Source organism: Phyllobacterium sp. RCAM01083 (assembly GCF_055685835.1).
In genome coordinates this window covers 1,778,026-1,800,970 of the sequence record NZ_JBVFZN010000005.1, presented here as the reverse complement: position 1 = coordinate 1,800,970, position 22,945 = coordinate 1,778,026, and the positions used below count along the sequence as shown (strand labels likewise).

Genomic DNA, 22,945 nt, shown 5'->3' with positions numbered 1-22,945 from the left:
CCTAGTCGTCCTTGGCCGCGCTGATCGCCGGGTTGAGCTGCAGCGTTTCCGGTGTCTGCGGCCTGTCCGGCGCGCGGTAGACGAAGTCCGGCCGCTCCGACGGCACCTGCCGGGCCCGGCGCAGGCTGCGCCAGAAGGCGTAGGAACCGTAGGCTGCATAGCAGCCCGCCATGGTCATGAAGAATCCGGCGGGGCCGGTGACATCCATCAGCCGCCCGGCAATCTGCGGGCCGATCATGCTGCCGATGCCGTAGACGATCAGCAGGCCGCTTGAGACTTTGACGAATTCGCTCGGCTCGGCAAAATCATTGGCATGGGCGACGTTGAGCGAATAGATCGGAAACAGCACCGTGCCGAAGGCGAACATCAGGGAATAGATGACCCAAGGGGTAACAGGCTGCACGATGATCATCGTCACGGACAACAGGACGCCGACAATACCGGCCACCACCATCACATAGCGCCGGTCGACAAAGTCGGAGATGCGCCCGATGGGATACTGGAAGATGGCGCCGCCGATCATGGCGCTGGCAATCATCGTGGCGATGTCGAAGGTGGAAAGGCCGATTTCGCGGCCATAGATCGCCGAGAGGAAATTCCACGCGCCCGCTATGATACCGGCAATCAGCGAACCGATCATCGCAGCGGGCGATTTGCGGTAGAGGCCGGGCAGGTCGAGCGAAACCTCGGTCAGCGGGCGCGGCGACTGGGCATTGGAAAGCCCGGTTGGCACGAGGGCTGCGGCATAGATCAGCGCACCGATCATGAACAGCGCCTGTGTCGCCGGATTGCCGAACGGCAGGATGTATTGCCCGACCAGCAGGCCGATCATCGACACGATCATGTAGATTGAAAACACCATGCCGCGTGAGGCGTTGGTCACGCGCTCGTTCAGCCAGCTTTCAATCACCATGTAGCTGCCGGCCAGCGAGAAACCGGCAAGCGCCCGGAACAGGGTCCAGGCCCACGGGTCGATGATGAGCCCGTGCAGCAGCATCGACATGCTGAGCAGGGTCAGGAGGACGGCAAAGACACGGACATGACCGACGCGGCGCACCAGACGCGGAACGACAATGCAGCCGCCGGTGAAGGCGAGGGCATAGCCCGTGCCAAGCCAGCCGACCGTGGTCGGCGACCAGCCCTCTATTCCCGCGCGCAAGGGCAGCAGAATGCCTGCCAAACCGCCGGCGGTCAGCATCAGGAAGGTGCTGGTCAACAGTGCCGCAATCGGCAAGAGCTGGCGAAACATATGGGGACCCTGCGTTTCTGCACCGGAAAGTACAGGTTTCACCGGGCTTCAGAGCCGGAAATTACGACACTGTCATTCCAGTTTTGCGCCATGGCATATGAATTATTGCGTGAGGGCGCGCAACTGTATTTTGGCGGCAATGAAATCACGCCAGGCAAAGCGCTTCTGGGCTGAATTGCGCAGGAGATAGGCCGGATGCAGCGTCGGCATGACCGGGATGTCGATCCCCGCCGCCGTGCGGTGGGTTTTCCAGTTGCCGCGCAGCCGCAAAATACCTTCCGGCGCATGGGTCAACGCCTTGGCGGCGGGGCCGCCGAGGGCTACCAGCAGTTTGGGGCCGGCAAGTTCGATCTGCCGTTCGAAGAAGGGGCGGCAGATCTCGGTTTCCAGCGGCGTCGGCGTGCGGTTGCCCGGCGGGCGCCAGGGAATGGTGTTGGCGATGTAGACGCCGGTGCGGTCAAGGCCGATGGCGCCGAGCATCCGGTCGAGCAACTGCCCGGAACGGCCGATGAACGGCACGCCTTCCAGATCCTCTTCGCGTCCCGGTGCCTCACCGACGAACATGATGGGGGCGTGCGGATTGCCGTCGGCAAAGACCAGGTTCTTGGCAGTGAATTTCAGATTGCAGCCATCGAAGGATGCAAGCTGCTCGCGCAACTGTTCAAGTGTGGTGGCGCTCGAGGCGAGCTGCCGCGCCAGTGCAATCTTGGTGTCGTCGGGGACGGAGGTCTTGTTCAATGCCGGCGCTGCCACCGGTTGCGGCTCCGGCCGCGGCCGCTCGGCCTGCGGTACTGCTTGGCGCGTCGCTGCGGGCGGCTGAACAGGCTTGCGTGCGGGCTCCACTGCGGCAAAGCGGTCGACCGGCGCGTCCTCAAGCGGTGTGTCGGCACCGGCTTCGGCATAAAAGTGCAAGAGTTCACGCAGGTCGGGCAATGGCTGATCCTTGAACCCGGATTGGAGCGGGTCTCTCCTTCAAGTCGCAAATTGCGCGCGTGATTGCAAGGTCAGGTGGAGGGAATGCGCGGCTCCTGCACCAGATAAAAGATGCGCTTGGGCGTAAAGTCGCCAATCGGAAAATCCATGATCGCGTTTGCCTTTGGATCAACCTTGCCGTCTTGAAAGGTCAGGCGGTCATAGGGTTCTGGGTTATCTTCATAGGTGGCAAAAACATTGGAATGCATCATTCCTGTCTTGTCGCACGGCTGGCAGAAGGACAGCCCGTCACTATAATCGCTCGGCTCCCCAAGCACCGATTGCAATTCAAAGAAAAACTCCTGCCACGGGCGGCCGCTGCCATTGATGGCCCGGATCTGCAGATGGAACAGCAGGCCAAAACCCTGCGGCACGAATCCTGGCTTCCCCACGCCGGCGTTGCGAATGACGAGCGTGACCGGAACGATATCATTCAGCTCTTCGGTGATGACGATCGGATCTTCGGTTGTGCCGGTCCCGCTGACCGAACGGATGCTGAACCCGCCCATTTCATCGGAAAAACTATAGGGCCCAACCGTCCATTTCTTCTGCTCCTGCGCCGCAGAATGGGTAAAAATCATGGTGACAGCCAGAACACTGCCCATTGTCCAGATCATCCAGAGTGATCTCATCCCGTCCCCGCTTGTTGGTTATCCCCGATCCACCAGCAGTTTTTTTATGCGAGACATGTCAATGGAGGCGAGTATGAACGAAATGCGCAAAGGCGCAACTGGGTTGACCTGCCTGCGGATGGCATAGCGCGCGGTGCGTGGTTCGACACGCTCACCATGAGGAAGGTGGTTTGATTGCAGGGCGCATCTGCGGTGTCGCAGAATGTGGCTCCCTGCAACTCTCACTCTCCATCATGGTGAGCATGTCGAACCACGCACAATGGCCTTGCAATCTCGCCTGAGAAACACCGGCAAACGCCCTTGATGTCACGGCAGTTATCCTGTTCCCGCGCCTTGGAAATTCCGCCGTACACGGGGCTAAAATATTGACGTTTACGTTAAGGTAAATTATAAATTGTGGAAATGGTCGTAGGATGAGGGCAATTGGCCGCATCTTGAATGGATGCTAGCCTCTGTCATACGGCTATTGTTGCGTTACAAATGGGAAAAACACAGGCGAAGTGTTTGCGGGGCATAGCATTCAGGAGGACTTCATGAGCGAGACAAACGAACTTCCAGAGCGGGAGAGCATGGAGTTTGATGTCGTGATTGTCGGCGGCGGCCCATCGGGCCTGTCAGCGGCGATCAGGCTCAAGCAGATCAATCCTGAACTGTCGGTCGTCGTGCTGGAAAAGGGCGGCGAGGTCGGTGCCCATATTCTTTCCGGCGCGGTGGTCGATCCCATCGGCGTCGACAAGCTCTTGCCCGGCTGGCGGGACGAGGAGGGACACCCCTTCAAGACACCCGTGACAACGGATCACTTTCTGGTTCTGGGGCCGGCAGGCTCCGTCCGCCTGCCGAACTTTGCCATGCCGCCGCTGATGAACAATCACGGCAATTTCATTGTTTCGCTGGGCAATGTCTGCCGCTGGCTCGGCACCAAGGCGGAAGAGCTGGGCGTCGAGATTTATCCCGGATTCGCCGGTTCCGAAGTTCTCTATGACGATAGCGGTGCGGTCATTGGTGTGGCCACCGGCGACATGGGCATCGAAAAGGACGGTTCACACGGTCCGGCCTATACGCGCGGCATGGCGCTGCTTGGCAAATATACACTCATTGCCGAGGGTGCGCGGGGCTCGCTCGCCAAACAGCTCATCAGCAAGTTCAAGCTTGATGAAGGCAAGGAACCGGCCAAGTTCGGTATCGGCCTGAAAGAGCTCTGGCAGATCGATCCGGCCAAGCACAAGCTGGGCCTGGTGCAGCATTCCTTCGGCTGGCCGCTCGACCTGAAGACGGGCGGCGGTTCGTTCCTCTATCACCTCGAGGACAATACGGTGGCCGTCGGCTTCGTCATGCACCTCAACTATAAGAACCCCTATCTGTCGCCGTTCGAGGAATTCCAGCGCTTCAAGACGCATCCCGCCATTCGCGGCACGTTCGAGGGCGGCAAGCGCCTTGGCTATGGTGCGCGCGCCATTACCGAAGGCGGCTGGCAGTCGGTGCCGAAACTGTCCTTCCCCGGTGGCGTGCTGATCGGTTGCTCCGCCGGTTTCGTCAACGTGCCGCGCATCAAGGGATCGCACAATGCCATGCTCTCGGGCATGCTGGCGGCGGAACATGCCGCGGCGGCACTGGCTGCGGGACGGGCCAATGACGAACTCATCTCCTACGAAAACGCCTGGCGCACCAGCGAGATCGGCAAGGACCTGAAGCGGGTGCGCAACGTCAAGCCGATGTGGTCGAAACTCGGCACCGTCGGCGGTGTGGTGCTTGGCGGCATCGACATGTGGCTGAACACGATTTTCGGCGGCTGGTCGCCCTTCGGCACATGGAAGCATGGCAAGTCCGACGCGGCATCGCTGGAACCGGCGGCCAAGCACAAGCCGATCGCCTATCCCAAGCCCGATGGCGTCTTGACCTTCGACCGCCTGTCCTCGGTGTTCCTGTCGAACACCAACCACGAGGAAAACGAACCGGTCCACCTCATTGTCAAGGATGCGGCGCTGCAGAAATCCTCGGAACACGATGTCTTTGCGGGGCCATCGACGCGTTATTGCCCGGCGGGCGTTTATGAATGGGTCGAGGAAAGCACCGGACCGAAATTCGTGATCAACGCCCAGAACTGCGTTCACTGCAAGACCTGCGATATCAAGGACCCGAACCAGAACATCAACTGGGTGCCGCCGCAGGGCGGCGAGGGGCCGGTCTATACCAGCATGTGATGAAAAGCCCGGTTGATCCGGGCTTTTTTCCGATTGAGACGTGGGTAAAAGCTCGCGTCTTTTGTCGATCAACTGACCTGTCCCGGAGTTTGCCCGTGATCACCTGCTATCTCAAATATGTCATCGATCCCTACAAGCTTGCCGAATTCGAGGACTATGGCCGCCGTTGGATCGCGCTCGTCACTCGCCTGGGCGGAAACCATCACGGCTATTTCCTGCCGAGCGAAGGGGCAAGCAACATCGCCTATGCGATGTTCAGCTTTCCCAGTCTTGCTGACTATGAAACATACCGGCAGCGCATGGCAAAAGACCCCGAATGCCAGGCGGTGTTTGAAATGGAAAAACACAATCGCAGCATCGTCAGCTACGAACGCAGTTTCCTGAGGCCGGTATTCGAATAATCACTGCGTCAGCATCACGGTCTGCAGATCCGGACCGTCATCGGCTGCCGCATCGATTGCAAACCGCAGGAGCAGCGGCAGGTGATCCGAGCCGACGGGCGCGAGCGTTTCGACGCTTGCGCCCGAGATTCGGCTTGAGACGAGGATATGATCAAGCGGCAGGCCGATCCATCTGGCCGCTTTTGCCAGCGTGCCGTTGATCAGCCAGCTCGGGCGCAATCCATCCGCCGGCATGGTTTTGCTTGCCGCCGCGATCTGGCGAACGGTTTGGCTCCATGGCGCCGCATTGAAGTCACCGGCAACAATCATCGGTCCCTGCAGCCGTTCGAAATAGGCACGCATTTCCTCAACATTATCAGGTTGCGCAAACGGCCAGGGCCAGTCCAGGTGCAGAGCGGCAACCAGTGCGGTGCGGCCGCCGAAATCAATCCGGGCGAGGCCGGCAAGGGCGTTGCCGATGCATTGCGGCGTCGTGCCCAGCGCAAAGGGGCGGCGGGAGAGGATCGCCACACCACCGATGCGTTTACTGCTGGGACAGTAGAGATTGTAGGGATACCGCGCTTCGATCGCCGCGAGCTTCGCCCGCCAGCTGTCCGAAACCTCCTGCAGGGTGATGACGTCGGGGCTCTGCTGCGCAATCAGACGGATGACCTCCGTCTGGTCGGCATTGTCAAAGCGAAGGTTCAACTGCAGCAGCGTGTATTGCGGCTGGCCGGATGGCGTGGCGGCTTGCGGCGTCCCGGCTGATGCGGGCGCGGGAGCAGGGGCCAGCACGGTCGACAGGGCCATGACCGCCAGAATGATGGTCATCAGGCTTTCCCGCCACAACCCCATGAAAAGGGCTGGCAGTGCCGTGAGGATCATGAGCGCGGCGAGGTGCATGCGGAAGTGCGCGAATGCATCGAAAACCGGATGCACGGAACCGAAAAATCCGAGCACCAGCGGTACCGACAGCAGGACCGGTACAAGCACGGCCGCGAGCTTCACCCAGGATGATTTTGTCGTTGTGGTCATGGTCACGCATTAAACGGTCAATTGCGACGCAATCAAGATGCGGAATATCAGATCGCTTTCTCCGCTCATTCAGCGATGCGCCATCGCCGCAACCTCCAAATGCACACCGTCTTCAATATTCAACTCTGCATGCGTTGCTGTCTTCGCGGGATTTGCAAAGGTGCCCATCACTTAGGCGTTTGAGAGTGAAGCAGCACGCACCGAGCCAGCCGGTGCATCGGGACGATAGGCCTCCCGACCATGGCAATGGCCTTGCTCTCAAAACTGGAGGTGACGCGATGTGGTATCTGCCGCTGAGCATCACGCTGGAAGTGAAAAGAACCCGGACTAGCTGGTCGCTGGTCATCCGGGTTCAATTCACTATCTAGAAAAAGGAGGTGGGCGAAAGCCCATCTCCACTCCAGAAGGATACGGCATTCTATCCCAAATTCCAAGCCGATTTTCCCCGGGCAGACTGCGGATTGGCTCAAATCGTCGGCTGAAACAACCGTGAAATGCAGAGCTTCTCAGCATTCAACCCTGCATGCGTTGCTGTTTTCGCGGGATTTGCAAAGGTGCCTGTCACTCAGGCGTTTGAGAGTGAAGCAGCACGCACCGAGCCAGCCGGTGTATCGGGAGGATGGGCCGCCCGACCATGGCAATGGCCTTGCTCTCAAAACTGGAGGTGACGCGATGTGGTATCTGCCACTGAGCATCACACTAGACGTGAAAAGAACCCGGACTGGCTGGCAAGTCACGCTCCGGGTTCAATTCACTATCTAGAAAAAGGAGGTGGGCGAAAGCCCATCTCCACTCCAGAAGAATACGGCATTTCGCCCTTGTTTCCAAGCAACAATCGCCAAATCGTCAGGCCATCCGCCGAGAAAAGCTCGTCTCTGCTACTGGAAGGCCATCTCGAAGAAGCTGCGCAACTTGCGCGAGTGCAGTTTTTCCGGCGGCATTTCCGCCAGTTTCTCCAGCGCACGGATGCCGATCTGCAGATGCTGGGCGACCTGACGCTTGTAGAACTCCGTTGCCATGCCCGGCAGCTTCAATTCGCCATGTAGCGGCTTGTCGGAAACACACAGCAGCGTTCCATAGGGCACGCGGAAGCGGAAGCCGTTGGCGGCAATGGTCGCCGACTCCATGTCGAGCGCAATGGCGCGCGATTGCGACAGGCGCTTCACCGGTCCGCGCTGGTCGCGCAGTTCCCAGTTGCGGTTGTCGATGGTGGCAACCGTGCCCGTGCGCATGATGCGCTTCAGGTCGTAGCCCTCAAGTCCCGTGACTTCGGCGACCGCCTGTTCGAGCGCCACCTGCACTTCGGCCAGCGCCGGGATCGGCACCCAGACCGGCAGGTCGTCATCGAGCACGTGATCCTCGCGCACATAGGCATGGGCCAGCACATAGTCGCCGAGCGCCTGTGTGTTGCGCAGTCCGGCGCAGTGGCCGAGCATCAGCCACGCATGCGGGCGTAGAACCGCGATGTGGTCCGTGATGGTCTTGGCGTTGGAGGGGCCGACGCCGATATTGACCATGGTGATGCCGGCATTGTCTTTCTTCGCCAGATGATAGGCAGGCATCTGCGGCAGCCGTCCAATCGGCACGCCGGACGTCGGCGCGTCGTCACCGGCTTCGGTGATCAGGTTGCCCGGTTCGATGAACCGCTCGTAGCCGCCGCCACCCTCGGCCATCAGCCGCCGCGCCAGGGCGCAGAACTCATCGATGTAGAACTGATAGTTGGTGAAGAGGACATAGTTCTGGAAATGCACGGGACGGGTCGCGGTATAGTGCGACAGGCGATGCAGGGAATAATCCACGCGCTGCGCCGTGAACGGCGACAGCGGCATGATCCCGTCAATATCGTCGGTCTCATATTCGCCATTGACGATCCGGTCATCCGTGGCGTTGAGATCGGGGACATCGAAGAGATCGCGCAGCGGGCGCTGGAACGCATCGGCAACCGAGGATTCCACATAGGTGCCTTCAAGGAAGGCAAAGTGGATGGGGATCGGTGTCGTGGATTCCTGCACCGTAACCGGCCCGCCATGATTGCGGATCAGCAGTCTGATCTGTTCTTCCAGGTAGCTTTCGAAAAGATCGGGCCGGGTGATGTTGGCCGAATACTGGCCGGGTGCCGACACATGGCCGAAGGCGAGGCGGGAGTCGATCTGCGCATAGCTTGACGTGGACAGGCGCACTTCCGGATAGAAGGCACGAAAATGCGTGTTGTTTTCCACTTTGCCCTTGGCGACCTTGTCGAAGCCATCGCGCAGAAACTGCGTGTTCCGCTCGTAAAGGGCGATCAGCGCCTGCACGGCGGCTTTCGCGTCGGTAAATTCTTCGGGTTCAACATGGGGCGGCATGCTGATGGCGACGGGTTTCTTTGTTCCGATTCGATTGTTCATGCTCCTAATATAGTGAAATCGGATGTCAGTTGGGAGATGGCAAAAAGCCTGAAATTTCAATTCGGTTCAGGCCGCCCGCCAAAGCCGGCCGGAAATCGGCCGCCGGCTATTGCGATCGGGCATCGGGCACTTATGTTTGACCGGATAGATCAAGCTCCCAGGAGACCGACATGACGACGCAGACCAAGCCGATTGAACTCTACTACTGGCCGACACCCAACGGCTGGAAAATTTCCATCATGCTGGAAGAGCTCGGGGTTCCCTACGATCTCAAGCTGGTCAATATCGGCAAGGGCGAACAATTCGAACCGTCATTCCTCAAGATCGCGCCCAACAATCGCATGCCCGCGATCATCGATCCGGAAGGGCCCGGCGGCGAACCGATCTCCGTGTTCGAATCCGGTGCCATCCTGCAATATCTCGGCCGCAAGTTCGGCAAGTTCTATCCGCAGGACGAGCGCAAGCGCGTCGCCGTGGAGGAGTGGCTGTTCTGGCAGGTGGGCGGCCTCGGGCCCATGGCCGGGCAGGCGCATCATTTCCGGCAATATGCTCCGGAAAAGATCGAATACGGCATCAACCGCTACACCAACGAGGTCAACCGTCTTTACGGCGTGATGAACCGGCGTCTGGAAGGCCGGGACTATCTTGCCGACGACTATTCCATCGCCGATATGGCGTCATTCGGCTGGGTTGTCTCCTACGCCAATCAGGGGCAGGATCTCAATGATTTTCCCAATCTCAAGCGCTGGTTTGAAGCCATAAGCGCCCGCCCTGCCGTTCAGCGGGGCAGGGATCTGGGCAAGGAAGCGCGCCGCAATCTCGCCGACGACAAGGAAGCGCAGAAAATCCTGTTCGGCCAACGGGCGCGCTGACAGGCGAGCCATCGTCGGGAGCAGGATCATCCTTCTACAGGTGCCGGATTTCCTCCGGCGCCTCCCCCCAGTTGTCATGCAAGCCATCCTGATATTGCACGGGGGCTGCCAGCAGTTCTTCCAGCGAAAGGTCATCGAGAACGGACAGGTTGACGGCATAGAACGGCCCGCCCATCACCTCCAGATTGCCCTGTCCGAACGGCTTGACGCCGCAGGTTCTGCAGAAGGAATGCGTGATGGTCTTGCTGCCGAACTGGTATTGCGTGAGATTGTCAGCGCCTGCGAGGATCTGTACCGCATCACCACCGGTAAAGGCTTTCCAGAACCGCAGCTTGGCACAGAACGAGCAATTGCATTTGCTCGTACCGGCATCGAGATCGATCGTGCATTCGAAACGCACGGCCTGGCAATGACAGCTGCCATGATAGGTTTTTTTCATCGGATATCTCCGCTGGGGGATCGAAATCAGTGACAGCAGCTATCGTCGGCGGATTTGGTCGTGCCGGCGTATTCGTCATGGCGCTTGACCCAGTTCTTGCCGAGACCGCCAAGATCGGGCGTGCCATCCCAGCCCTCCTGCCGGCCGCGCGGCGTCAGGTCGAGATAGTTGTAGGTGCCAAGCTGCAGGTCGCCGCCGCGTCCATAGCTCGAATAGGTGTGGTAGACCGTATCGCCGTCGCGCAGGAAGACGCTGGTTCCCGGCTGTTCGCCGCGCATGAACCAGGGCATGCCCTTGCGCTCATATTCCTCGGCCGTGGTGTAATTGTAGACGGGCGGGGTGACCGTCTCGTCCAGCGTGACATGGAAATCATAGTTGAAATCGCTGCCATGCGACGACACCCACGGGAATGTCCAGCCCATGCGTCTTCTGTAAGCTTCGATTTCAGCGAGGGGTGCGCGTGAGACGGCCACCAGCGTGGTGTCGCGGGCGTGCAGATGTGCCAGATTGCCGATACTGTCGGCAAGGAAGGAGCAGCCGGGGCAGCCTTCGCCGTCGCCCGGTCCCAGCATGAAATGATAGACGATCAACTGGCGGCGCCCCTCGAACAAATCGGACAGGCCGAGCTTGCCCTTCGGCCCCTCGAACACATAATCCTTGTCGATCTGCACCATCGGAAGTGCACGGCGCTCGCGGTTCAGGGCGTCGCGCTGTTTGGTGAAGGCCTTTTCCTTCAGCAGAAAGGCCTTTCTGGCCTTCTCCCACTCGGCGCGGGAAACAACCTTGCGGTCGTCAGGGTGTGCATGGGTGTTCATCGTTTCCTCCTTGATATTGGTTCAAGCGATAATCAGTCCATAAGCGGGGGCATACGCTCCTCAGTGAAGGCGGCCCAGCGGCTCGACATAGGCCTCCAGCCGTTCCATGCATTCGGTCCAGCCATTCTCATGCGAATCCCGGTCGTCGGCGGAATCGAACGGTGCCTGATGGAAGACGAGCCGCGTGCGCTGTCCCTGCGCGCTCATGGTGACGGTTACCAATGTCTGCGGCCCGCGCAGGCCATCGCTATCCTCCCAGGCAAAGGTGAAGACGATCCGCTCCGGCTCGACGATCCGCGTGTAACGGCCGACCATCCAGGCGTCCTCGCCATCGGGAGAGCGGATGGACGAGCGATAGGCGCCGCCCTCCCTGAAATCGATCTGGCAGTTCGGGCAGGTGAAATTCTTCGGGCCCCACCAGCGCACGACATGCTCCGGCTGTGACCAGACCTTGAAAACGAGCGCCACCGGCGCATCGACGATCCGGACGATTGTCAGTTCGCGATCATTGTCCCTGCGGGCCAGCGCTGCGGTCATGGTTCCTCTTCCTTCCCATTCCGAACCGATCATACCTAACTCATAGGTTAAATAACCTTTTGGTTTATTACACTCTGATTTTGCCAACGTCAACATTGCCGGCGCTTACTTTTTTGCGTCACACATTTTCCTTGGAAAGCGCCACATCCCGCATCAGTTTCCGCTCCGGCAAGGACCGCCTTGCGATTCACGATGCCGGAGACGCAGATGAGACATGTCGGGTCATATTACACGCCGCGCTGCACGTGTTGGGTCCATGCCGGTTGTTCCGGCCCTGTTGCAGTCGATCAGACCGGCGGGCGCAGCGAAGGGGCGGGGTATCGAAGCCGCGTTCAAAGACCTGGAGAAGGCAAGCGGTGCACGCCTTGGGGTTTCGGCGCACGGTACGGGCAGCGGTAAGCGCATCGCAAGACGGCACTACCCGGCCGGGCCGGCCATATCTGATGCAAGCAAACAAAAACCCCGCGAAAGCTCTACGCTTTCACGGGGTTTGGCATGCCGTCTGAAAATTACTGGCGTGTCAGGCTTTCGCTCTTGCAGATGAGCCCGCCCAGCACGCAACCGGACAGGGACAATGTGTTGCCGCTGACGCTGGCCTTGCCATTATAGGTCTTGCCCTCGTCGAGCTTGTTGACCTGTCCCTTGTAGGACCCGCCCTTGCCGGACATCTCGCCGATGGATTTGCCCTTGTACTCGCCGGTCAAGACGGTGCCGCAATACTTGTCGGCGCCGCAGGACGAATACTGGATGAGCGTGCCGGTCGGCCGCTTCCACGTGCCGACGATCGGTTCCTCGGCCAGTGCCGGACCTGCCATCAATACAACGCCGGCGCATGCCAATAAGAGTTTGCGATTCATATGTTCCTCCCGATAAGGGTTGTGCGGCAAATGGGGTCTCTCCGCATCCATTTGCATGTCCCTTACGTAAACGTAATTCAAAAAATCCCTGAAAGGAAGCCTTATGCGCTCGCAGCCGGGGTTTTTTGCAGGCGGGCGTTGCGGAACGGAGAGGAGATTCCAGTGCGAATGGCTCCAAGCTCGACAAAAAGAAGCTGTGCCTTGGTTAGCAAAGGCTTGAAATCGGATAATGGCATTTTAGGCGAATTTGATCCAAATGCCTGCAATTGCTGGGGCGATATATTTAATGAATTCCGAAGTTTACCAGTTGTTTTTGTTTTGTTTGGCTCCAGTTAATCATGCCCCTTAACAGCAATTTGAGGGCTGTGTGGCATTCTCGAAAACATCGAAAGAGCACGCCAAAACAAACAAATCAGGCGGTTCTCAGAAGTCTAACAGGGCTTATCGGTTTAAACAGGGACTCGGTAAAATGGCACGCTTTGATCTTCAGAATATCGATGCCGGACATGTCGGCGGCACCGCAGAAACGGACATCCTCTTTGAAATGGGCATCATGTATGCCACGGGCCGTGACTGTGCCGTTGATCATGTCGCCGCGCACAAATGGTTCAACATTGCGGCAATCAAAGGCAGCGACCGGGCTGCGGAACTGCGCGCCGAACTGGTGAAAACCATGTCCAAGGCCGATCTGGCAACGGCCATGCGCGAAGCCCGCGAATGGATGACCACGCACTGAACTGCAGATGCTTGGTGCGTGGTTCGACAAGCTCACCATGAGGGAAGTGGTTTGGTGCAAGGTTGTTCACAAACGTTGCAGAACTTAACTCTCTGCAATCCTCACCCTCCCTCATGGTGAGCTTGTCGAACCACGCATGAGCGCTCAAGCCACACCGGCACGAGACAGCAATGGCTCAGCCCATTGGCTGGAACGCATCGCGGATCACCTTGGCCATGCCGTCAATTGCGGGACTCATCATCCGCGGATTGCGCCGCAGCACGACATTCGATGAATCAATGACTGGAAATCCCTCTGCTTCCGTCAGTTCGCGGCAGCCCGGCGGAATGTTGCTGCGCGCGAGCGGGGCGATGGCAAGGCCAGAAACCGCCGCTATTTTCAAGCCTCCGCCCGTATCGCAGCTATAGGCCACGCGGTAATCGATCCTGTTGCGTTCCAGCGATCCCATGGCGAATTTCCTGCACCAGTCCGAGCGCTCGTAGATCGCGATGGGAACCGGCGTGATTTCATGCACGCAATGCACCTCCGAGGTGACCCAGACGGTCGGGTCGACAAACAGAACCTCGCCGGTTGCCGGCGGCTCCCAGTTGAATATGACGGCAAGATCAAGCTCGTCCGCATCCAGTGCGGCCAGCTGCTGTGCCGAATATCCGCATTTGACCGTTACCTCCACCTGCGGATGCTGGCTGGCAAAGGCGGCGAGGGCGCGCGGCAGGATCGTGTAGCCATATTCTTCGGGAAGGCCGATCCGTACGGGGCCGCCAAGCGGCTTGGCCCGGATCGTCGCCATGGTTTCATCCAGCAGCGCGACGATGCGCTGCGCGTTGACGAGCAGTGCTTCGCCCTGGGCGGTCAGCGCAACGCCGCGCGAGCCGCGGGCAAAAACGCTTTCTCCCAGAACCTCCTCGAGCCGCTTGATCTGGACACTCACGGCCGATTGCGTGCGCCCGATCCTTTCCGCCGCGCGGGTGACATTGCCGGCCGTTGCCACGGCCAGGAACGTACGGAGCAGATCGCTGTCGAGTGGCGGGTTCATGGTGTTCCCTGCAATTAAAATTTCGAATGACAGGCATAATTTCTATTCGTTTGATGTATGTCAATGCATGCGTCAAGCATGGTGACTATTCGCCATTCGAGACCAGCTCCATGTCTGTTTTCTGCTTGTTTTCAAATCTTTGGAAGGGATTGCAGATCGCTGATCGCGAGGCTCGCCAACTCGCGGTACTGTCGCGCAAGCCGGGTGAACATTTGCTGCGCGATGCCGGTATCACGCGCCAGGACGTAGCCGGGATCGCCTGCTGTTATCGCCTGAAGCGGCTGCGGGTACTCCTGCGGCACTCGAACCAGCCGTACCGTTGACACCACTGCCGGTTCGACGCTGAACACTCTTCTTCGGCAATTCCACATTATTGACGCAATCAGAACGAGATTATTGTTGTGATTGCAACCTAGCCGTTAGACGGCATCATGCTAAGGGGCCATTGTTCTCATGGGAACGTCGCTGCGACCCGGCAGGTCTGAGTTGCGGGCCTGATTTCAAGGGGCTGCACATTCAGGAGAATCTGGAGCAGATGCTTTGGATTGTCACAGTAATGCAAATATTTTCTTCTAAATGATGTGTAATATAAAGTTTTAAATAAGATATATCTTTATCAGATTAGAATTGATTTGATAACAATGCTCATTTTTTTATGTTGTTTTGTCTTTTTGTTATGAATTTCTGTGAGAGGCTATGATTAAACCTATCATTAGATTTATGATAGTTAATTCGATTTAATGTGGTTTTTTAGTGAGACTTTCGCAACTCTTAGGGGTTGCGAACACCGGGATATCAGCTAAGTAAACGGTTTATGGAATTTTTGATTCTTAAAGAAGACGGGGAAGTTATGCAGGACGAGCTTGGGGCATTATTGTCAAGGTTGAGCCGTGCTCAAAAAGAGTTGATAATTTTGACTGCAAAGACCAATGCTTTTCCTGACAATAATACCTTGAAACGGATAGCCACTCTGGCGTTGAACATTTCCGCCGTGGAAGCCCTGATTGCCGATACGCAGAACCGCGACAAACGCGCGAAAATGACCAAGGCGAACGATTAAAAGGATTGAACGGCATGAACCCGTGTTGCCGATAAAGGCGCTGTTCATGCCGCTCTGTCGATGAAACCGTTGTCAGCACATCAGACGCTGGCAGGACCGGTGCGGGTTGCTTCGAACAGGAACCAGTGACGGCGCTCGGATTCATCGATGTAATTCTCGATGATGCTCGTGGTGGCACTGTCATGATATTCGCTGCAAAGCTCATGCACCTGCCGCAGATAACCGATAAAGCTCTTCGTGTCGTCGCGCAGTTCGGCCAGCATGTCCTCCGGCGTCACGAAATTGGCGTCGTTGTCGAGCAGGCGCTGCTGGGCGGAAATCTGCCCGATGGAGCGCAATGTTGTGCCGCCGATCTTGCGCACGCGCTCTGCCAGAACGTCGGTCATGTCAAAAATCTGGGCGCCCTGTTCGTCCAGCATCAGGTGATAATCGCGAAAATGCGGCCCGCTCATATGCCAATGGAAGTTTTTCGTTTTCATGTAGAGCGCGAAGGTATCGGCGAGCAGCGCATTGACGGCTGCTGCGATGTCGCGGGTCGCGTCCGCGCCGAGATCGGTGGGCGTTGCGGTGGGCGCGCGTTTGATCGTCTGCAATGATTTGGTAGCCATGGGTCGATCTCCTCTGCTGTGAATGGGAAATTCTTACGACTTGAGTAGGCAAGTGGTGCTCGTCGCAGATATACGACTAGCACGACTGTTTGTCATTTCTGCTTCAAATCTTGGTCAACGCGGCGACTTCCGCCTCTTCGAAGCGCACAAGGGCCGTCTTCTCCTTGACCTGAGCCCCTTCGTTGACGATCTCGGCAATTTTTCCGTCATGCGGAGCGGTGATGGAATGTTCCATCTTCATGGCCTCCAGCACCAGAAGAACCTGCCCCTTCCTGACGAGATCGCCGGCAGAGACCCGGACGGATTTCACCAGACCCGGCATCGGCGCGGTAAGCCGGTCGCCCGCACCCCCGGCCTCGTCGGCCTGCTGCAGGGGATCCGGCACGGCAAAAATTGCCACCACGCCTCTGGCGATGACCGCAATGCCTTGCGGTATTGCCGCGGTCTTCGCCCGCAGGTTAATGCCTTTGCCGGTGATGTGCCAACCGCTGCCATCGCGCCGCACCCGCAGGTCAAGGGTGGCGTCGGCTGCGGCGATCTCGAACCGATCGTCATCCAGAACCGTAATGCCATAGCGGAGCGTATGGCCGGGCTCGCCCAGCGTGACCGGGTATTGCGACGGCGCCAGATGGCTGTAGCCGCGCAGTGCCGTCCAGGGATCGTCGGAGGTGACCTTTGTCAGAAGGCCGCTCGCATAGAGCACGGCCAGCTCCTTTGCGCCCGCCGGCATGGCCACGGGAACGACCAGGCTGTGAAGATCCCGGTCGATCAGGCCGGTATCGACATCACCGGCGGCAAAACCCGGATGCCGCACCAATGCGGCGAGGAATGCTGCATTGGTGACCGTTCCGGCAATCTCCGTGTGCAGAAGGGCGTCTTCCATGGCTTGCAGCGCGGTCGCGCGGTCTTTGGCGTGAACGACGATCTTGGCAATCATCGGATCGTAATAGGGGGAAATGGTGTCGCCCGGGCGCACGCCGGTCTCAATCCGCACCGTGCCTTCCCTGACGGCAGCGGGAAAGGCGAGGTGATGCAACGTGCCGATGGCTGGCAGAAAGCCCTTGGCCGGGTCTTCCGCATAAAGCCGCGCTTCCACGGCATGGCCATTCAGCGGGATTTGCGCCTGGGTCAGCGGCAGGGGTTCGCCCGCCGCCACGCGCAATTGCCATTCCACCAGGTCAAGCCCGGTGATCATTTCGGTCACGGGATGCTCGACCTGCAGGCGCGTGTTCATTTCCATGAACCAGAAGCCGTCCGGCCGCAGGCCCTGGCTGGCATCGACGATGAATTCGATCGTGCCCGCGCCGGAATAGTTGATGGCCTTGGCCGCCTTCACGGCGGCGTCGGTCATCGCCGCGCGCATCTCCGGCGTGATGTCGGGAGCAGGGGCTTCCTCGATCACCTTCTGGTGGCGGCGCTGCAGCGAACAGTCGCGTTCATAGAGATGCACGGCATTGCCGTGATTGTCGCCGAACACCTGCACTTCGATATGGCGTGGCTTGGAGACATATTTTTCCACCAGCACCCGGTCATCGCCGAAGGCGCTCTTGGCTTCGCGCCGCGCGCTGCCTAGCGCTTCGGCGAAATCGTCGGGGCTGTCGACCTTGCGCATGCCCTTGCCGCCACCGCCGGCGCGTGCCTTGATCAGCACGGGATAGCCGATCTCGCGCGCCTTGGAGGCGAGCACGACCAGTTCCTGCGCTTCACCGTGATAGCCGGGAACGACAGGCACGCCCGCCTTTTCCATCAGCCGCTTGGCGGCGTCCTTCAGGCCCATGGCGCGGATGGAATCGGCCGAGGGGCCGATGAACACCAGTCCGGCCTTGACCACGGCATCGACAAAGCCGGGGTTTTCCGACAGGAACCCGTAGCCGGGATGAATGGCTTCGGCGCCCGTATCGATGGCCGCCTGAATGATGCGGTCGGCGCGCAGATAGCTTTCCGAGACCGAAGAGCCGCCGATATGCACGGCCTCGTCGGCCATTGCCACATGCAGCGCATCGGCATCGGCGTCGGAATAGACGGCAACGGTGCCGATACCCATCTTCTGCGCGGTGCGGATGACCCGGCAGGCAATTTCGCCGCGATTGGCAATGAGGATTCTGGAGAACATTGTTGTCATGGTTTTTCTCCTTACATCCTGAAGATACCGAATGTGGTATCCTCCACGGGTGCATTCAGGGCTGCGGAAAGTGAAAGGGCGAGAACCTCGCGGGTTTTGGCCGGGTCGATGATGCCGTCGTCCCACAGGCGCGCCGAGGAATAGAGCGGGTGGCCCTCGCGCTCGTATTTTTCCAGGATCGGCGCGCGGAAGGCTGCCTCGTCGGCAGCGGGCCAGTCACCGCCCTTGCGTTCGATCCCCTCGCGCTTGACCAGCGCCAGCACCGTTGCCGCCTGTTCGCCGCCCATGACGGAAATGCGGGCATTGGGCCACATCCACAGAAAGCGCGGCGAGAAGGCGCGGCCGCACATGCCGTAATTGCCCGCGCCGAAGGATCCGCCGATGATCATCGTCACCTTGGGCACGCGCGCCGTGGCAACCGCCGTCACCAGCTTGGCGCCATCCTTGGCGATGCCGCCCGCTTCATAGGAACGGCCGACCATGAAGCCGGTGATGTTCTGCAGGAAGACGAGCGGAATGCCGCGCTGGGTGCACAGCTCGATGAAGTGCGTGCCCTTCAGCGCGCTTTCGGAAAACAGCACGCCATTGTTGGCGATGATGCCGACCGGCATGCCGTAGAGATGGGCAAAGCCGGTGACGAGGCTGGTGCCGTAATTCTGCTTGAACTCGTCGAATTCGGAACCGTCGACCACGCGGGCGATGACTTCGCGCACGTCGTAGGGCTGGCGCAGGTCCGTGGGCACGACGCCGTAGAGTTCATGCGGATCGTAAAGAGGCGGACTCACTTTGCGAAGGTCGAGCCCTATCACCTTCTTTCGATTCAGGTTTCCGACGATGCGCCGGGCGATGGCAAGGGCATGGGCATCGTCCATGGCATAGTGATCGGCAACGCCGGACTCGCGCGTGTGCACCTCGGCGCCGCCAAGGTCTTCCGCCGTCACGTCCTCGCCGGTCGCGGCCTTCACCAGTGGCGGGCCTGCGAGAAAGATGGTCGCCTGGCCTTTGACCATGATGGTTTCTTCCGACATGGCCGGCACATAGGCGCCGCCCGCCGTACAGGAGCCCATGACCACCGCGATCTGCGGAATACCCGCCGCTGACATGTTCGCCTGGTTGTAGAAGATGCGCCCGAAATGCTCGCGGTCCGGGAAAACCTCGTCCTGGTTCGGCAGGTTCGCGCCGCCGGAATCGACGAGATAGATGCAGGGGAGGTTGTTCTGCAGCGCGATTTCCTGCGCGCGCAGATGCTTCTTCACGGTCAGCGGATAATAGGTGCCGCCCTTGACCGTGGCGTCGTTGACGACAATCATCACCTCCTTGCCGGCAACGCGTCCGATACCGGCGATCAGCCCCGCCGATGCGATATTGTCGCCATACATGTCCCAGGCGGCAAACTGGCCGATTTCCAGAAAGGGCGAACCGGGATCAAGCAACTGCACCAGCCGGTCGCGCGGCAGCAGCTTGTTGCGCGCGGTGTGGCGCTTGCGTGCTTCGTCGGTCCCGCCCTTGCTCACCAGCGCAGCCTTGGCCTTGATGTCATCGACAAGGGCGCGCATGCGCTCCGTGTTGGCGGCAAAGGTTTCGGATGTGGTGGTGATCTGGGACTGAAGTATGCTCATGTATTCTCCTATCGGATCACTTCGATGTGGCAGCCGACATCAAGGTCGGCCCAGGCGCGGTCGGTGGTAATGGCAGTGGCGCCTTCCCTTATGGCAAGAGCAAGGCAGGCGCGGTCGCCGAGAGAAAGACCCTTGTGGCGGGTTGCGGGGCGGAGTTTTGACGCAGCCAGGGCGAGGTCTTCGTCATGGTCGGCGAAGGTAATGCCATGCGAGCCAAGGAAATCGAAGGCCGCGCGCGCAGGAACGTTTCCATCCGCACAACGTGTCAAGATTTCGGTCAGATTCACGGTTGAACACAAGGCGCCCTTTATCCGGCCAACGGCGTGTTCGACGCGCGGCTCCTTGAGGAAAATCGCCAGAACAATCGACGCGTCCACCACCACTTTCATACTAGCGACGGGGCTCCTTATCGGGAGACGTTTCGTTCGCACGCTCCATCGCTTCCCGATGCAGGCGGTCAAATCGTTCATCCGAGGCACGCTGTTCGGCCAGCCTGTCTGCAATGAATTCGTCGACGAGGCTTACGCCGGGCTTCCTGAGTTTGCTTGCGATGGCTTGCACCCGTTTGAGAGCCATCGTCGCTGATACAACGTGCAGGACACCGTCCACGACACGCAGCGCGACACCTTCGCCCGGTGAAAGCTCCATGAGTTTGCGCAGCTCCGCCGGGATCACGAGTCGTCCGCCTTCGCCGACCGTTGCACTCATGGTCTTTGACTCAATCGTTGAAGGCGAAGCGGACATATGGTCGAATGTATGTGGCTCCTCTTCGAAGCCTTTCGTGCTTTTGTCGGAAACCATTTTGGACTCCTCACGTAACAATGGAAGAAACCTGCCATCATTCATAAAACATGGCAATTCTACCAAAGAATGACATAAAATAGAATTCATGCCATTCAGGCGCTCTCCCCGAACATTTCGCGCCCGATCAGCATGCGGCGGATTTCGCTGGTGCCTGCGCCGATCTCGTACAGTTTGGCGTCGCGCAGCAGGCGTCCCGTCGGGTAATCATTGATGTAGCCATTGCCGCCCAGCGCCTGGATGGCCTCCAGAGCGCACCAGGTGGCCTTTTCCGCCGCATAGAGAATGCAGCCGGCGGCATCCTTGCGCGTGGTCTCGCCGCGGTCGCAGGCGGCAGCCACCGCGTAGACATAGGCACGCGAGGCGTTCATCGTCGTGTACATATCGGCAAGCTTGCCCTGCATCAGCTGGAATTCGCCGATCGGCTGGCCGAACTGCTTGCGCTCATGCACATAGGGCACCACCACGTCGAGGCAAGCAGCCATGATGCCGAGCGGGCCGCCGGCAAGCACGACCCGTTCATAGTCGAGGCCGGACATGAGGATGCGCACGCCCTTGCCCTCTTCGCCGAGCACGTTCTCGAACGGGATCTCGCAATCCTCGAATACCAGTTCGCAGGTGTTGGAGCCGCGCATGCCCAGCTTGTTGAGCTTTTGCGCCGTGCTGAAACCCTTGAAACCCTTCTCGACCAGAAACGCCGTCACGCCGCGCGACCCGGCGGCGGGATCGGTCTTGGCGTAGACCACCAGCGTATCGGCATCGGGACCATTGGTGATCCACATCTTGTTGCCGTTCAATACGTACCGGTCATTCTTCTTGTCGGCGCGCAGCTTCATCGACACGACGTCGGAGCCGGCACCGGGCTCGGACATGGCGAGTGAGCCCACATGCTCGCCCGAACACAGCTTCGGCAGATATTTCGCCTTCTGCGCGTCCGTGCCCCAGCGGTTGATCTGGTTGACGCAAAGATTGGAGTGCGCGCCGTAGGACAGGCCGACGGACGCCGATGCCCGGGAAATCTCCTCCACGGCAATGGCATGGGCGAGGTAGCCGAGGCCCGAGCCGCCGAAATCCGGGTTTGCCGTCATGCCGAGCAGGCCGAGCGCGCCCATTTCCTGCCAGAGATGCATGGGGAACTGGTTGGACTGGTCCGTTTCGGCGGCAAGCGGTGCGATGCGTTCCTGCGCGAACCGGTGCACCGTCTCGCGCAGCGCTTCGAGATCATCTGAAAGTCCAAATCGCAGACCTGACTGATACATGCTACTCTCCCATGTCCTTTGTCGTGACATTCTTGGCGCCCACAAGGCGCAATCCCATAGTGACGTATTTTTCCGCAATCTGCGTGACAGTAAGCCTGTCGTCGGGGCGAAACCAGACATTCACGCCGGTGGTCATCGCAATGATGGCACGGGTCGTCAGCGGAATGTCATCGATATCGAATTGACCGGATGCGCTGCCCGCCTCGAGGATCAGCCGCAGCTCGTTCTCGTAGACCGCCCGCAATGCCACCAAAATGGCCAGCTTGTCGCCCTGCAGGCTGCGCAGTTCCATATTGGCAATGTGCACATCGTCCCGCCGCTCCACATGATAGCGGATGTGAAAGCGGATAAAGGCGGCAAGCCGTTCGAGCGGCGTGGTCAGGGTCTGGCTCTCGGTCCGCCAGGCCGCCAGCAGCCGGTCCATGTGGTCGCGCATCACCGCGAACAGCAGCTCCTGCTTGGTCGGGTGATAGCGGTAGAGGGCCGCCGCCTGCACGCCGACCTTTTCCGCTAGCTGGCGCATCGACATGGCCTCGTAGCCGACCTTGGCAATCAGCCGCCTTGCCGCGACATGAATCGCTGCCTGGGTCTTCTCGCCGTCTGAGCCAATTGTTCTCGCCATGGGGTATTAATAAAACGAACGTTCAATTCATTCAAGAGGCAAATTCAACCCTCGATACTGGTTTGCACAACTGGGAGACGAAGGCTCTCAGACGAAGTGATGAGAGGCGTCCGATGGTGCCGCAGCGCAAAATCGGGTAGATTCAGTTTATTGCCAGTCTTCAATATGCCTTTGATTGAATAGCGTTTTTCATAAGACTGAGAGTTGAAAAGCATGGTTGGTCGAGAATTCAAACATCTGTTGCCTGCGCTGGCCGCTGCAATTGTTCTGCTGGCATGGGGTGTGCCGGCGCAGGCCGTTTCAATGAAGGAGTGCAGTGCCAGGTACAAAGCTGCGCAAGCGGCAGGCAGCACAACGGGCTGGAACGAATTCCGCAAGCAGGAATGCGCGAAAGCGGCGTCTGCGGCGGCGGAAACTGGGTCACCTGAGGCAAAACCGGAGATTGCACCAAAGGCCGCCCCGACGGCCGTGGTGCCGAAATCACTCGTGTTTCCGAGCGCCGTTTCCAGCAAATTTGCGGCGGAAAAACCGGCCAAGGCGCGCATGCACACCTGTCTGGAGCACTATCACATCAACAAGGACAACAATACGCTGGGCGGCATGCGCTGGATCGAGAAAGGCGGTGGTTACTACAAGCTGTGCAACAACAAGCTGAAGGGAATAAGCTGATCTCACCGGTCGTCAGACGACAGGGCGTCATATCTCT

24 protein-coding genes are annotated in these 22,945 nt (G+C 59.2%); 6 read left to right on the top strand and 18 right to left on the bottom strand.

Annotation, left to right across the window (positions count from 1 at the left end; genetic code table 11):
- Position 1: 1 nt before the first annotated feature.
- The 3 genes from ACZ25R_RS15670 to ACZ25R_RS15660 form a co-directional block, all read right to left on the bottom strand.
- Positions 2-1,249, bottom strand: a complete 1,248-nt coding sequence (locus ACZ25R_RS15670; RefSeq protein WP_472461485.1) for an MFS transporter — start codon at positions 1,247-1,249, stop codon at positions 2-4.
- A gap of 102 nt (positions 1,250-1,351) precedes the next feature.
- Entirely contained in the window at positions 1,352-2,182 is an 831-nt protein-coding gene (locus ACZ25R_RS15665; RefSeq protein WP_472461484.1) for a uracil-DNA glycosylase, read from the bottom strand.
- A gap of 71 nt (positions 2,183-2,253) precedes the next feature.
- The gene (locus ACZ25R_RS15660; RefSeq protein ID WP_472461483.1) at positions 2,254-2,853 is read right to left on the bottom strand and encodes a hypothetical protein; all 600 of its coding nucleotides are present in this window, start codon (positions 2,851-2,853) and stop codon (positions 2,254-2,256) included.
- 533 nt (positions 2,854-3,386) lie between these two features.
- On the opposite strand from ACZ25R_RS15660, the gene ACZ25R_RS15655 reads away from it, so the two are divergent.
- Together ACZ25R_RS15655 and ACZ25R_RS15650 are read left to right on the top strand one after the other, a co-directional pair.
- Positions 3,387-5,054 (top strand): electron transfer flavoprotein-ubiquinone oxidoreductase, encoded by a 1,668-nt coding sequence (locus ACZ25R_RS15655; protein WP_472461482.1) that lies wholly within the window; start codon positions 3,387-3,389, stop codon positions 5,052-5,054.
- Positions 5,055-5,149: 95 nt separating this feature from the next.
- The gene (locus ACZ25R_RS15650) at positions 5,150-5,455 is read left to right on the top strand and encodes an NIPSNAP family protein (RefSeq protein ID WP_223611358.1); all 306 of its coding nucleotides are present in this window, start codon (positions 5,150-5,152) and stop codon (positions 5,453-5,455) included.
- On the opposite strand, the gene ACZ25R_RS15645 is transcribed toward ACZ25R_RS15650, so the two are convergent.
- On the bottom strand, positions 5,456-6,469 hold the full coding sequence (locus tag ACZ25R_RS15645; RefSeq protein ID WP_472461481.1) for an endonuclease/exonuclease/phosphatase family protein: 1,014 nt from the start codon (positions 6,467-6,469) through the stop codon (positions 5,456-5,458).
- Between the two features lie 878 nt (positions 6,470-7,347).
- Positions 7,348-8,856, bottom strand: a complete 1,509-nt coding sequence (locus tag ACZ25R_RS15640) for an AMP nucleosidase (protein WP_346305340.1) — start codon at positions 8,854-8,856, stop codon at positions 7,348-7,350.
- A gap of 170 nt (positions 8,857-9,026) precedes the next feature.
- On the opposite strand from ACZ25R_RS15640, the gene ACZ25R_RS15635 reads away from it, so the two are divergent.
- Complete coding sequence (locus ACZ25R_RS15635) at positions 9,027-9,728, top strand: glutathione S-transferase N-terminal domain-containing protein (protein ID WP_472461480.1); 702 nt, start codon at positions 9,027-9,029, stop codon at positions 9,726-9,728.
- 34 nt (positions 9,729-9,762) lie between these two features.
- On the opposite strand, the gene ACZ25R_RS15630 is transcribed toward ACZ25R_RS15635, so the two are convergent.
- From ACZ25R_RS15630 to ACZ25R_RS15615, 4 genes are all read right to left on the bottom strand, one after another.
- The gene (locus ACZ25R_RS15630) at positions 9,763-10,167 is read right to left on the bottom strand and encodes a GFA family protein (protein WP_472461479.1); all 405 of its coding nucleotides are present in this window, start codon (positions 10,165-10,167) and stop codon (positions 9,763-9,765) included.
- Positions 10,168-10,193: 26 nt separating this feature from the next.
- Positions 10,194-10,982 (bottom strand): DUF899 domain-containing protein, encoded by a 789-nt coding sequence (locus ACZ25R_RS15625; protein ID WP_472461478.1) that lies wholly within the window; start codon positions 10,980-10,982, stop codon positions 10,194-10,196.
- 60 nt (positions 10,983-11,042) lie between these two features.
- Positions 11,043-11,519, bottom strand: coding sequence for an SRPBCC family protein (locus tag ACZ25R_RS15620; RefSeq protein ID WP_463011469.1), 477 nt, complete (start codon positions 11,517-11,519; stop codon positions 11,043-11,045).
- A 509-nt stretch (positions 11,520-12,028) separates the two neighbouring features.
- Entirely contained in the window at positions 12,029-12,376 is a 348-nt protein-coding gene (locus tag ACZ25R_RS15615) for a DUF2147 domain-containing protein (RefSeq protein WP_223611351.1), read from the bottom strand.
- 469 nt (positions 12,377-12,845) lie between these two features.
- Here ACZ25R_RS15615 and ACZ25R_RS15610 point away from each other — a divergent pair, with 469 nt between their 5' ends.
- On the top strand, positions 12,846-13,112 hold the full coding sequence (locus tag ACZ25R_RS15610; protein WP_223611350.1) for an SEL1-like repeat protein: 267 nt from the start codon (positions 12,846-12,848) through the stop codon (positions 13,110-13,112).
- 175 nt (positions 13,113-13,287) lie between these two features.
- Here ACZ25R_RS15610 and ACZ25R_RS15605 read toward each other — a convergent pair whose 3' ends face one another.
- On the bottom strand, positions 13,288-14,148 hold the full coding sequence (locus tag ACZ25R_RS15605) for a LysR family transcriptional regulator (RefSeq protein WP_223611349.1): 861 nt from the start codon (positions 14,146-14,148) through the stop codon (positions 13,288-13,290).
- Positions 14,149-14,279: 131 nt separating this feature from the next.
- Entirely contained in the window at positions 14,280-14,498 is a 219-nt protein-coding gene (locus ACZ25R_RS15600; protein ID WP_472461477.1) for a hypothetical protein, read from the bottom strand.
- 464 nt (positions 14,499-14,962) lie between these two features.
- On the opposite strand from ACZ25R_RS15600, the gene ACZ25R_RS15595 reads away from it, so the two are divergent.
- Positions 14,963-15,208, top strand: coding sequence for a hypothetical protein (locus ACZ25R_RS15595; RefSeq protein WP_464663093.1), 246 nt, complete (start codon positions 14,963-14,965; stop codon positions 15,206-15,208).
- 80 nt (positions 15,209-15,288) lie between these two features.
- On the opposite strand, the gene ACZ25R_RS15590 is transcribed toward ACZ25R_RS15595, so the two are convergent.
- From ACZ25R_RS15590 to ACZ25R_RS15560, 7 genes are all read right to left on the bottom strand, one after another.
- Entirely contained in the window at positions 15,289-15,816 is a 528-nt protein-coding gene (locus ACZ25R_RS15590; protein ID WP_346304939.1) for a Dps family protein, read from the bottom strand.
- 103 nt (positions 15,817-15,919) lie between these two features.
- Positions 15,920-17,929, bottom strand: coding sequence for an acetyl/propionyl/methylcrotonyl-CoA carboxylase subunit alpha (locus ACZ25R_RS15585; protein WP_472462498.1), 2,010 nt, complete (start codon positions 17,927-17,929; stop codon positions 15,920-15,922).
- Positions 17,930-17,949: 20 nt separating this feature from the next.
- A complete protein-coding gene (locus ACZ25R_RS15580; protein WP_472461476.1) occupies positions 17,950-19,557 on the bottom strand; it encodes a carboxyl transferase domain-containing protein in 1,608 nt (535 codons plus the stop codon).
- Between the two features lie 8 nt (positions 19,558-19,565).
- The gene (locus tag ACZ25R_RS15575) at positions 19,566-19,946 is read right to left on the bottom strand and encodes a type II toxin-antitoxin system VapC family toxin (RefSeq protein WP_472461475.1); all 381 of its coding nucleotides are present in this window, start codon (positions 19,944-19,946) and stop codon (positions 19,566-19,568) included.
- 1 nt (position 19,947) lies between these two features.
- Complete coding sequence (locus ACZ25R_RS15570; RefSeq protein WP_472461474.1) at positions 19,948-20,358, bottom strand: AbrB/MazE/SpoVT family DNA-binding domain-containing protein; 411 nt, start codon at positions 20,356-20,358, stop codon at positions 19,948-19,950.
- 95 nt (positions 20,359-20,453) lie between these two features.
- Positions 20,454-21,602: an isovaleryl-CoA dehydrogenase gene (locus ACZ25R_RS15565; RefSeq protein ID WP_472462497.1), complete on the bottom strand. Its 1,149-nt coding sequence runs from the start codon at positions 21,600-21,602 to the stop codon at positions 20,454-20,456.
- A gap of 16 nt (positions 21,603-21,618) precedes the next feature.
- Positions 21,619-22,239, bottom strand: a complete 621-nt coding sequence (locus tag ACZ25R_RS15560) for a TetR/AcrR family transcriptional regulator (protein WP_472461473.1) — start codon at positions 22,237-22,239, stop codon at positions 21,619-21,621.
- Between the two features lie 213 nt (positions 22,240-22,452).
- Here ACZ25R_RS15560 and ACZ25R_RS15555 point away from each other — a divergent pair, with 213 nt between their 5' ends.
- Complete coding sequence (locus tag ACZ25R_RS15555) at positions 22,453-22,908, top strand: hypothetical protein (protein ID WP_472461472.1); 456 nt, start codon at positions 22,453-22,455, stop codon at positions 22,906-22,908.
- Positions 22,909-22,945: the final 37 nt, after the last annotated feature.